This is a genomic window from Ralstonia sp. A12, from assembly GCF_000801955.1.
GTDB lineage: Bacteria > Pseudomonadota > Gammaproteobacteria > Burkholderiales > Burkholderiaceae > Ralstonia.
Genome location: NZ_JSZO01000046.1, coordinates 1 through 11,005, shown reverse-complemented (window position 1 = coordinate 11,005; position 11,005 = coordinate 1). Strand labels below are relative to the sequence as shown.

Annotated in this window: 9 protein-coding genes; 1 reads left to right on the top strand and 8 read right to left on the bottom strand. The window is 58.4% G+C overall.

Annotation, left to right across the window (positions count from 1 at the left end):
- Positions 1-1,109 precede the first annotated feature (1,109 nt).
- Both PI87_RS27720 and PI87_RS27715 read right to left on the bottom strand, forming a co-directional pair.
- On the bottom strand, positions 1,110-1,808 hold the full coding sequence (locus PI87_RS27720) for a winged helix-turn-helix domain-containing protein (protein WP_039600970.1): 699 nt from the start codon (positions 1,806-1,808) through the stop codon (positions 1,110-1,112).
- Between the two features lie 298 nt (positions 1,809-2,106).
- The gene (locus PI87_RS27715; RefSeq protein ID WP_039600969.1) at positions 2,107-2,583 is read right to left on the bottom strand and encodes a hypothetical protein; all 477 of its coding nucleotides are present in this window, start codon (positions 2,581-2,583) and stop codon (positions 2,107-2,109) included.
- A gap of 923 nt (positions 2,584-3,506) precedes the next feature.
- Here PI87_RS27715 and PI87_RS27710 point away from each other — a divergent pair.
- Positions 3,507-4,079: an NADPH-dependent FMN reductase gene (locus tag PI87_RS27710; RefSeq protein WP_052321810.1), complete on the top strand. Its 573-nt coding sequence runs from the start codon at positions 3,507-3,509 to the stop codon at positions 4,077-4,079.
- A 136-nt stretch (positions 4,080-4,215) separates the two neighbouring features.
- Here the strand turns inward: PI87_RS27710 and PI87_RS27705 are convergent, their stop codons facing one another.
- From PI87_RS27705 to PI87_RS27670, 6 genes are all read right to left on the bottom strand, one after another.
- Positions 4,216-5,211 (bottom strand): AraC family transcriptional regulator, encoded by a 996-nt coding sequence (locus PI87_RS27705; RefSeq protein WP_039600968.1) that lies wholly within the window; start codon positions 5,209-5,211, stop codon positions 4,216-4,218.
- Between the two features lie 27 nt (positions 5,212-5,238).
- A complete protein-coding gene (locus tag PI87_RS27700) occupies positions 5,239-6,024 on the bottom strand; it encodes an SDR family NAD(P)-dependent oxidoreductase (protein ID WP_039600967.1) in 786 nt (261 codons plus the stop codon).
- Between the two features lie 201 nt (positions 6,025-6,225).
- Positions 6,226-6,639 carry a hypothetical protein gene (locus PI87_RS27695; protein ID WP_157003278.1) on the bottom strand — a complete coding sequence of 138 codons (414 nt, stop codon included), beginning with the start codon at positions 6,637-6,639 and terminating at the stop codon, positions 6,226-6,228.
- Positions 6,640-8,020: 1,381 nt separating this feature from the next.
- The gene (locus PI87_RS27680; RefSeq protein WP_157003277.1) at positions 8,021-9,253 is read right to left on the bottom strand and encodes a putative Ig domain-containing protein; all 1,233 of its coding nucleotides are present in this window, start codon (positions 9,251-9,253) and stop codon (positions 8,021-8,023) included.
- 196 nt (positions 9,254-9,449) lie between these two features.
- The gene (locus tag PI87_RS27675) at positions 9,450-10,403 is read right to left on the bottom strand and encodes a hypothetical protein (RefSeq protein WP_157003275.1); all 954 of its coding nucleotides are present in this window, start codon (positions 10,401-10,403) and stop codon (positions 9,450-9,452) included.
- Positions 10,404-10,525: 122 nt separating this feature from the next.
- Positions 10,526-10,816 (bottom strand): hypothetical protein, encoded by a 291-nt coding sequence (locus tag PI87_RS27670; RefSeq protein ID WP_039600961.1) that lies wholly within the window; start codon positions 10,814-10,816, stop codon positions 10,526-10,528.
- Positions 10,817-11,005 lie beyond the last annotated feature (189 nt).

Sequence of the window (11,005 nt, the reverse complement as noted above, 5' to 3'; positions counted from 1 at the left end):
GGGATACGGGGGCAAATCCAACGGCAACGAACAACGACGGACGCGCGAATGTGACCTAGTGTTCAGCGGCGTATGAGCCAAAGCAGATGTTCGAGGTGAGCAACCGTTGCTGAACAACTGAAAGCAAACACTCGCGTCGACTTCATCATCCGCATACTCAAACTGCGATGATGGGAACGATCCCTTGTGACGTGTGTAGAACGTACGACTCGAAGCCATCTCGCTTGGGGATGATCTTAAGCATCGAGCCTGCTTCGAACGTCAGCGTCAACACTCTGTGTTCGTCAAAGTTGGCATCTGCGACAGTTCGCTTCACGCTGCGTTGAAGGCAAGTGCTGGACTCGGGGCACCCCGCGTCCCCGTTGATTCCTTCGTCCGCGTTGATCAACAGGAAATCGCATTGGATCAATATCCATCCACCTGTGCGCCCGGTACCGCCGAACTCTAGCGCTACCGACCCAGGGTTGATCTTGATCTCTGTGATTTGAGTTCCGATGATCTCGGCAAGGTCACTTGCTGTGAGCATTGTTAGATTTCCCAATGAGCAGGAGCGGGGAAGAAGCACCCGTAATGAGCATGTCGGCGGGTTGATGGATGGGGGGCTATGTTCCCATCCGCCCGAAGCTGCCGAGAATGCTCATGAAGATGAACGCCACAAAGAAAAGGCCGACCAAGGCGTAGTTGATGAAGAACTTGATTGGTGATTCGGGCCTTGAATATGACGCCACCTCGAGCATCTACCTTCTCCTCCGTTAGGTAGCTCGAGATCGTCGCAGTCAAACCTGCAGTAGATCCGAACAGGGTTCCGATCCACCCAAAGTGGATATCGCTGGTCGGATATGCATTGTGTAGTGCAAGGGCCGGTGCCGAGAGGTGCCAGTTTTCTTGAGACTATGTCAGCCACGCCGCGAGAACAATTCCGAAGGCGAGGATCGTCACTACCCAATACACCTTACGTGCTAGTGGACTCATGCTCTTCCACGTTTCGTCATCCGGGCCTCGCAACGCTGGCATTCGCTATCTCCGATCATTCTGGGTCCCTCATTCTCGCCGATTGCGGCTGTCACCGACGTGGACCTTTTTGCTTACGCGGCCATCTGCTCAATATATCAAGGCTGCGTTACGAGACGATAGCCTCTGCCGCGCACAGTCTGGATCAGACCATCAGCCGATGTTCCCGCCAACACCATCCGCAACTTGCGCACATGCACGTCCACCGTACGTATTCCAACAATGATGTGCCCTCCCCAAACACGACGCAGCAATTGCTCACGCGTGTGCACACACTCCGGATGTTCTACCAAGAAATGGAGCAGCCGAAACTCCTGTGGACTAAGCGGAAGCGCTCGGGACTCCCTGCCGGCCTGGACCATCACATTCTGATTGTGGTGATCGATCACGAGCCCCCCGATCTTGGACAGATGCTCATTCGATCGGGCCGTTCTCCGCAACAGCACTCGAATGCGGGCCACCAATTCGCCGGTATGACAAGGTTTGACCAGATAGTCGTCAGCCCCCGCATCTAATGCTGCGATCTTCGTGGCCGGATCGCAATGAACCGACAACACAACGATGGGTAGGCTTTGAGCGGCAGCATTCGTCCTGAAGCTCCGGAGCAGGTCGAGCAACGGCTCGGTGGCACCCGCCCATCCTATCAACAGAACGTCCGGGGGCATCGCAGACTGGATTGCAAGCGCTCGCGCTGGGCAGTTGACCCGCTGCATGCGCATCCCTTCAATCCGTACGGCGGAGGATATAAGTTCTGCACCTGCTTGGTCCTCATCAAGCAGCAGAATCTGATTACTCATGCTACGTACACGCTGATACGGCTATCCATCGGTCCCCTCGCGTAGCTTGCGCAGTAATAGGCGGGTCCTGAGTCTAATGAGCAACGGACCTGCCTGAATACGGTCGAGAAACAATATGACGTTTTTTAGGCTTCGTGCCTTCGCTACAGGGGCCTGCCTTATAAGGGGTGATTACGCATCAACTTCTTAGGCTGCCGCAAGGTCGTTTTGGGCCGATAGCGGTCCACCATTAGTGCCAAAAAAAAAAGCCGCTCAGAAGGCGGCTTTCTTTCTTCATTTACAACACCGGCCAATCAACTCATCCTGCCGCCGCGTCTCCCTCCTTCTTCCTCACCCCATTCCGACTGAACCGCACCGACAGCGACTTGCGCGCCATGTCCAGCCCTTCGCCCTTGCCCGCACGCTTGAGGAAGGCGTACCCATCCAGCGCAGCGCTCATCAAGTCGCTGCCCAATGCCAGTTGCGAGTCGGACATCCGTTCGTAGAGTTTCTCCAAGCGGGAAAACCTCGGGCGCAGCGCGTCAAAGGCTGCCAGATCGCGGCGAACTTCGGGCAAGCTGAAGTTGACCGGTAGCACGTTGGGATTGTTGCCAAGCACTTCCACGGCCGTGCGAGCGAACGCTTCGGATTTGCCGCCCATCTTCACGGCCCTCCTGCGCTGTTCGGGTGATAGGTCGATCAGGGCAGTCAGCCGGTCTTCCAGGGTTTTCAGCGCGCCGTCGATGGCGGTCAGATCAGCCGCTGCGAACTGAATCGAAATCAAATTCTGTGGCATTGCATTCCTTATGGATGGATTGGCAATGTCATGCCGGGGGGCACAACCGCATGAGATTGGCGGTTGGAATACCCGTCCGCAAGGTGAAACGGGCGTTGGGACCCAAGAATCCGAAAATTCCTATGCGGAGAATGGTGTTCGGAGTTTGGTGATCGAAGCTCGGTCTTCGGCGCTTTTTTCTCGGTGCATGGAGTCCGGAGCTCCATGCGTGCGTCATTTTTCTTGGTGCGTCGAGTTCGAAGGTCGATACGTGGGTCTTTTTTCTCGGCGCTTGGAGTTCGAAGCTCGACGTGTGAGTCTTTTTTCTCGGTGTTCCGAGCTCAAAGCTCGGCGCTTGCGTCTATTTGCTTGACACGCCGAGATAAAAGCTCGGTGAGCTTGAGCTTTTCTTTCTACGCTCCGGCGTTTTCGCTCGGCGCGTGGGTCATTTTTCTCGACCTTCCGAGCTCGGAGCTCGGCGTGTGAGTCTTTCTGCTCGGCGTTCCGAGTTCAGAGCTCGACGCGTGAGTCTTTTTGCTCGGCGTTTCGAGTTCAGAGCTCGGCGTGTGACTCTTTTTTACTTGGCGTTTGGGGTCTGGGGTTCTGCGTTGCAAGGTTGGCGCCGGGACACCGCTTGCAGTGGGCCGGGCATGAACGACGCAGGGGCCTGTCAGTAATTTCGTGTTCAAGGCATAACATGCCCTCAAGGAGGGGTTTATGCCTCGCAAACCGAAGACCAAGCCGGCTGATCTGCCAGCGATTCCAGCCGAGCTGCTTGAGCAGTTTGGCAGCGGCCCCATGACAGCCGAAGCAGTCAAGCACAGTTTCGATGCGGTGGGTCGTTGGAAGTCAATCTGCCCCTGTCGTGGACTATGATTGCGGGCCAACGTCGCCGCACCCAATCGGCCAGGAACGCGGGCAGGATGTCTCGCTAGGGAACGCAAATGAAGCTCTTATCTATCTCCGGCAGTGCCCGTCGCGATTCCGTCAACACAGCGCTGCTGTTGGCATTGAAAGACGTCGCCCCTGCGGGAGTGGAGCTATCGGTATTCCACCGCCTCGACACTTTGCCGGTCTTCTCTCCCGATTTGGAAGGACAACAGACACCGGTCGAAGTGCTGGAATTCCTAGCGCTCGTGTCTGGATGCGAGGGGATCGTTATTGCCAGCCCCGAGTACGTTCGCGCCATCCCCGGTGGACTCAAGAACGCAATCGATTGGATGGTGTCGCGATTCGAAGTTATCGGAAAGCCTGTTGCGCTGGCGCACGCATCTCATCGCGGTGATGACATGCTTGGATCGCTCCGGCTAGTGCTGTCCACTGTCAGCGATGGATTTCTCAACGACGTATTTTTGCGCATCCCACTGATTGGCAAAACGCCACACGAAATCAAAACCATACTGAAGTCGCCCGAGCGACAGTCCGAGCTGAGCGGATTCTTGTCTGCCTTCGTGGCAGCGATCTATGCTCGACAGACGTGTGCGCACGGGCATCATGCCGCTTCAAATGTCTCCTGATGGCCGGGAACAGACGGATGGAGTACCTGCCACCAACCGACTATTTGCGAGCCGGTTGAACGCATCGTCCACGCTCGATGCGTTGGGTTCATTCGATCAATCGCTGGACTAGCATGGCCAGTAGCATCGTCTCCACTCAATGCACCTGCATCCGAAAGGAGCCTGGCGACATTCCTTTCCAGCCCTGGTACGCGCGGATGAACGAATTGGGTTCCTGAAAGCCCAGCAGAAAGGAAATCTCCGCCAGCGACAGCGCCGACTGCTTCAGGTAGTGGTCGGCCAGCTCGGTCCGGGTCGAGGTCAGGATGCTCTGGAAGCTTGCGGCCTCGGCGGTCAGTTTGCGCTGCAACGTGCGCTTGCTCATGGCCAGCCGATCCGCAACCGCTTCGATGCTCGCCTCGCCGCTGGGTAGCGCCTCCAGAAGCACCGCCCGCACTCGCTCCGCTGTGCTGGCGCGAGCGTCCATGTCGGCCAGCTTCTGGTTCAGCTTGCTCTCGAAGAAGTCCCACATGGTGGCATTCGAGGTCAGGAACGGTCTGGCTGCATCGGCCGCTGTGAATCGGATCTCGGCTTGGTCGGCCCGGCGCAACGGGCAGCCAAAGTACGCTTCATAAGGTGCAACGTCGTGCGGTAGCTCAGGCAGGCATGCGGCTTGCGGGACGATGCGCTCGCGCGTACCCACCCGGATCAACTGGCAGAGGAACACCAGTTCGGCAAGACAGAGCGAGCGGGGGAGTGGGTCTTCTGCGCCATACAGGTTTAAGGTCAAGCGTGTCGATTTCACGCTTTGATCCACGTCCAGCAACATCGGGCCAATCAAAGGCTTGTAGCGGCTCAGCCGTTTGGCAGCCACATTGAAGCTGGGGCTGCACAGGCTGGCGAAGAGGGGGGCATCAAAGGTCTCGGCCTTGAAATGCTCAACAAGCAGCAGCGGCACTTCTCGATCGCCCGCGGCCAGCTCAATGCCGCGCCACAGCCGAAAGTAGTCAGGTGGGGCCAGGGCGATGTCGCCACGATGGAACAGATCCGCAGGCAGCCCCGCATGGGCCAGCACCGCAGCAGGGTTGATCTGCATGTCGCTCAGCAACAACCTCCAGTTACTGCCGATCACGAATCGGTTGGCGCGTTTCATGGCGTATTGCCGGATGCAACCCGGTGGTTAAGCCTTCTCCATTGCCTGGCGTGAAATCTTGAGCGTGGTCTTGCGCGGCAGCAGTGGCACAACCCAGTTCAGCAAGAACTTCAGCTTGCCCTCATTGAACGCGACAAGGTCGCCGCGCTCCATGGCGTTGTAGCCGCATTCTGCCACCGACTGCGCAGACTTCGCCTGCTTCCAGACATCCACGCCCTCAAGGTTGCCGGCCGCCACGAACCCGGTGGCCACAGCCCCCGGGCACAGCGCAGTCGCCGTGACGTGATAGGCGGCCACCTCTTCCGCAATGGCCTGGGTGAATGACGTTACGTAGGCCTTGGTCGCGTAGTACACCGCCTGCAGCGGACCGGGCATGAACGACGCCGTCGACGATACGTTGAGGATGCGGCCGTAACTGCGTTGCAGCATGCCATCGAGATACAGGTGCGTCAGGTCAGTGAGCGTTGCCATGTTGACCTGCATCATCGCCTGAAGGTCCGCCAGGTTCTGCTCGTGAAACAGTCCGTGGCCGCCAAAGCCGGCGTTGTTGATCAACACGTCGATCGTGATGCCCAGCGCCTGCGTCTGCTCAAAGACGCGTTGCGCGGCGCCGGGCGCTGCCAGATCCAGTGCGATGACGGTTGCAGAGATGCCGTACTGCGCCTCCAGTTCCTGCTTCAGCGCGTCGAGCTTGTCGCGTGAGCGTGCGACCAGCACGAGGTCGCCTTTCTTCTTTGCATGGATCTTTGCAAGCTCGCGGCCGATGCCGCTGGATGCGCCGGTGATCAGGGCGGTGTTGGATCGCTTGGCCATGACGTCCTCATTCGGGTGGGGCTTCGATGAGGGGCATCGTAGGACTGCGGATCGCGCCACGCACTGGCGAGACGCGCCAATGTGCTATCAGATCGCGCCATCGAGGTGCTTGGCGCGGCTGGCAACACCTGTGGTGGCTCGGATCAACGATTCCCACAGATGACTTTCACCCAGCAGAAAACCCTGCTAGCTCAGCACCTATCATGAGAGCGAGGGGGAGGCGTCCGGAACGGCTCTAAGCAAAACGGCAATTGTTCTTGCGCTTCGCCAATCCGAGAACGCCTTCCCGATGAATAGAGCGAGGCAGAGGCTGCCAAGTCCGATCCCAAAAGCGGGCTGCATGCTGTCCAAGGCGGCAAGAACTATCGCTATCCCTGTCAACACACTGATCAGCATCGCGGTGATAAGCCAGGTCACGGCGATCGTTGGCGAGATATTTCGCATCCAGATCTCTTTTCCGCTGTCTTCAAAACGCCACGCCATGAGGGTTGCCCATTGGTCAGGGACACTTAATACCGCTGTGACGCGCATGCCAGCTCGGACGTCCAGCCTGCCGCGAAGTGCCAGACCTTGGAGGGTCAGATTGCCACTGCGGAGGTTGAATACGGTGAACATGCCTTGGCGTGGCCGATACGCGTGGTGGAGCTCCGAGACTTCGTCAAGAAGTAGCGTGTAGCGCTTATATGTTGGCCGCATCCGTCCTTCCCCCTCCTAAACTGTTCGCTGGCTTGCTCAAAAATTCAGCATATGAACGTCCCCATTGGCCGCTGCCGAAGTGAGGACGTTGCGCATTGCGGTCAACTGCGAAATCAACTCGCTCGTAGCGCCGCCATTCGATGATTGCTTCTGGCCGGAAAGAGACAAAACCCTTCACCGAGTGCATTAGGAACTGTACGCTTTGCCGGTCCTATGTTGCGATTCTGACTGCTGCATAGGTCTTCGCTCGAACCCGGGCCCTATGTCCTCTCACTGATATCAACTGTCATACAGTCATCGGCATGCGAACCGTTCTCCTGCTCCTCCTTGCATCCTCTCCGGTGCTAGCTCAAGAGGGTTTTTATAAACGGTCGGACCCACCCGGCATAGCGCGGCAATGGGGGGAGATGTGCATTCAACAGGGAGCCGAGGGGACGTTGAAGGTGAGTCTATTCGGCGGATACTGTCCGAACGTCGAGAACGACTGCTCCAACATGCGTTTCGACGACGCAAGCTTCGAAGCAAAGCCCAAGAAAGGAGTCCTGCTCCACAAAACCGATGAGTGCAAGCTCACAGTCGCGCTCGGCAAGAACGGGGCCAGAGTTACTCAGCACGGGCACTGTAGTGATTACGACCTGCTTGCCGGTACGTACGTGAAACGCGCTTCGGAAGTCTGGGAAGATGACTGCAGTCCAAGAGGCGGACCGAAGACACATCACGAGTGATGCCGACGGCTAGCGCCAGAATCCGCCTCATGAAGCCTCCCTATGGCCGCAGCCGAATGCGGCCCCGTTCTCGAACGGCAGCTCCCGACCCGAAGCGGCCTCTCCACGAACTCCCAAACGGTCAACCGCTTGAGGATCCCAAGCCTGCGAGCGTCAAACTCAGCGTCCGTTTCGGTGCCAGCGACGCTGAAGTGGACGAACAAAAACAATGCTGCAGGATGTCCCTCCTCAAGCAGAGGCCGCAGCATCTCCAACGCCCTGCGAGTTTCGCCGGAGTTAATCTCCTCCTCCGCATCTAGTAGGACTTGAGCATCAGACGTATTCATATGTCACCTCTTCGCCGTACCTACCGCACATAGAAGCCCGCACAAACGTGGCAACCAAGGCATTCACCGTAGTGGTGACCGTGCTTGTCACAGTAGCCTCCGCCCTATTTGGCTAGGCTTTTCTCATACCGTACCGCCAGCCACCTTCAAACGACGGCACGCACGCGCAGTTTGTGATCAGCATGTCTCGACGGAGAGGGCCGCTCGCTCGCGAAGGGCCCGCACTGTCCGTGCGGGCCCGCTTTCCGCTTACTGGATCCCCACAATGGGGATTGCCTGCACAACGAAGCTGGTCCCGTACAGCGAAACTGTCACGTCCACCGTCGCGTTCACATTGCTGTGGGTGGTCGGCGTGCCTGTGATCGCACCGGTGACCGAGTCGAGCGATAAGCCGGGCGGCAGCATGTCACCCGGATGCAGCGCGTAGCTGAAGCTGATGCCGGTCAACGGATCGCTGCTGTTGTTGATATAGCTGGGCGGCGACGAGAGTGGAACGCCGACGTGACCAATCGTGCTCGGGTAATGCACGTACACGGGCGACGCAACGCTCATGCTGAAGTTGCTGAAGTTCGTGAACGTTCCTGTCGATGTGGTACCGGTGAGGTTGATCCGATAGGTGGAGTTCGCCGAGATGGCCGACGGCCGACCGGAGATTACGCCGGTGCTGGTATCGATGGATAGGCCCGCCGGCAACGCCGACGCCGCGCTGAAAGCATATGTCGCGTTGCCCACCGGCATCGTGGGCGTCGACACGAACGGCAGTCCTGCGAACGCCTGCGCCTGGCTATAGGTGATGAGGGGCTGGTTGACCACCGCCAGCAGAGGAAACTGCGAGGTCATGGTCGCGGTGCGGCCACCGTTCACAACCTGCGCCGCGATCTTGAACGTGTACGTGCCTTCGGTCGTGGCGGTGCCGCTGATGCGGCCCGTCGTCGTGTTGATCGACAGGCCGTCGGGCAAGCTGCCGGACGCAATGGAGTAAGTCACCGCGTCGCCAGGACCGGCAGTCCAGAAGTTGTTGAGCGTCGGAACGTCGTAGCTCGTGCCCACCATCATGGTGGACGGCACCGTATAGGCCACAGACGGCCCGAGGACCAGGACTGCGCCGCTCCAGTCCAGCGTATTCGACACACCGGAGGCGCCGAGCCGTACCACGATAGGGAAGCTGCCCCCCACAAGCGGCGTGCCCGTGATTGAACAGTCGCTGTTTAATGTCATGCCAGCCGGGATGGAGCCCGAAACCAGCGTGCAGTTCGGCGCGTGCCCGGCAAGGCCAGTAATCGCGGGGGTGATGGCCGACGGTCGCAGCAGCAGAGCGTTACCCGTATAGGCAAGACTGACTGTGAGCGTTTCGCTGCCGCCTCCCGCTCCCTCTCCGCCGCCACCGCATGCAGCGAGGCCGAGGAGGAGGGTTGCCGCGAGGAAGGAATGGCCAAGCGCGCGAGAGGACCGGACTGGTGCCGGCTGGATGGAATGAGACAAGAAAAACCTCCGGATTATTGTTATTGGAGCGGCGTTGTGGAACACCGTCACTGATCCAGCATGCTGGAATACTGCCAAGGGAGCGGTACAAACCGCTAACGTGGGATTGTGGTAAGGAACTGGCCGACCTCAAGCGCTTTACCGGGTCACTGAGAGGGCGTCGACTCAACTGGCGAGCCCGCTAGGACCTTCGTCGCTATTTCGCCGGCAGCAGTCCGCGCAGGCCATCCATATTGACGGTGCCAGCAGTTGGTGCCGAAGTCGGTCCTGCCGATCCTGGCAATGCCTGCTGCGTGGTGGCCTGATTTTGCGGCTTGATCAGCGCACTGGCGGCCGCCCTCGCGCTGACCGCACGGTCGAACACGTCCTCCGGGCGCGACGAGCCCGGTGAGTTCGTTGACGGCAAGTTCGCCATCATCGGTGTGCCAATCTTGCTCCCGTCCACGAAGGCGTCTCGTATTGGCGCCGACTTGAGTTCGGGACGCACTCGATAAAGGAGGGCCTTGTCTTCTTCGAACTCGTCCAGCACCCTGACTACCGCCTTTGCCGGAACCGGCAGGCCTAGCCAGTTGTTACCGGTCGACGAGTCGAGTTCGTGCGAACCGATATAGACAATCTCACCGGGTTCGACGGTGAATTGTTGAGCTGCACTTGCACGGACGGTCACGCGCCATTCTGCGGTGCCAAACAGCCGGGCGGTGGTTTCACCCAGCCGGTAATGTCCGGCAGGAATCGAATAACCAACCAGTACGCGCTTGCCGTTGGCGGATGCGCGTACCACTTCTTGATCTCCCCATGCGCCGTAGTACCGCATATACGCAGTGGTGGTGACGAGAAGCGGTTTGGCATCGGGATCGGACACGGACGGAACCGTGACCTCAAGGCTGGTAGTGGGGAGATAGCGATTGATGGCACCCTGGCCGTTGCGATATCCAAGGGAGGCGATCACCATGCCGCTGTTGCTTTGCGGCGCCATCAGGGGCCGATCCTTGTGGAGCAGGTCGGAATGCAGGGGAGCACAACCGGCAAACGCCATCACCGTAGTAAAGAGTGCTATGTGCAGCAAGGGCATTTCGATGGAGAAATGCCGCTTGTATTCATGATTAAGCTGGCTCAGTCCGCTTTGTATTATCGTAATCTCTGATTTCATGGGCGTGGAGGGTAGCAAAACACTATCCTCGCTAGATGCCTCTTGAAGTGGGGTGTTGCCACGTCGCGACAAGATTCGCAAAGCCATGAATGCTCGATGTTATTTCATGCGCCAATCAACTTCTAATGCTCGCCATCGTATCTCTGGTATCTCTGATTGGTCGGCCACCCGCATTTCCTGCATTGCTTGGGGAAGCCCGTTGGGACGACAAAAATCCCCTTGAACTCGTAGAGATACGGCGTACCGCATTTGCGGCATGCGAACGTAAGGTTCCAAACTGCATAGGCGACCCCGGCGGCGAGCGCCGGCAGGATAAAGAATCGAGACTGCGTAACGTAGCCGAGAAGACCACACGCCCCCATTGCCAGCAGTAAAGCGGCCATCGCCACGTACTGTTCCTTCTTTGGGCTCATCTGGCGCCTCGGCTAATAGCAGACACAGTCGTATTGAACCGCACTCGGCTTCGGTGAAATTTGGCCCCGGTCTTTACCTCAGGTCGCCAAACATCCCATTATCAAGGCAGAACTTTCCGCATTGGTCGTACCGCTCTAGATACGAGGAGGGCTCTAACCCTCCAGATTTCCATCGGATCATATCCCCCC

Coding starts and splice junctions, on each gene's coding strand:
- PI87_RS27720 (WP_039600970.1), bottom strand. CDS start 1,808: ATGAGTAATCAGATTCTGCTGCTTGATGAGGACCAAGCAGGTGCAGAA.
- PI87_RS27675 (WP_157003275.1), bottom strand. CDS start 10,403: ATGAAATCAGAGATTACGATAATACAAAGCGGACTGAGCCAGCTTAAT.
- PI87_RS27705 (WP_039600968.1), bottom strand. CDS start 5,211: ATGAAACGCGCCAACCGATTCGTGATCGGCAGTAACTGGAGGTTGTTG.
- PI87_RS27695 (WP_157003278.1), bottom strand. CDS start 6,639: ATGTTCACCGTATTCAACCTCCGCAGTGGCAATCTGACCCTCCAAGGT.
- PI87_RS27700 (WP_039600967.1), bottom strand. CDS start 6,024: ATGGCCAAGCGATCCAACACCGCCCTGATCACCGGCGCATCCAGCGGC.
- PI87_RS27670 (WP_039600961.1), bottom strand. CDS start 10,816: ATGAGCCCAAAGAAGGAACAGTACGTGGCGATGGCCGCTTTACTGCTG.
- PI87_RS27710 (WP_052321810.1), top strand. CDS start 3,507: ATGAAGCTCTTATCTATCTCCGGCAGTGCCCGTCGCGATTCCGTCAAC.
- PI87_RS27715 (WP_039600969.1), bottom strand. CDS start 2,583: ATGCCACAGAATTTGATTTCGATTCAGTTCGCAGCGGCTGATCTGACC.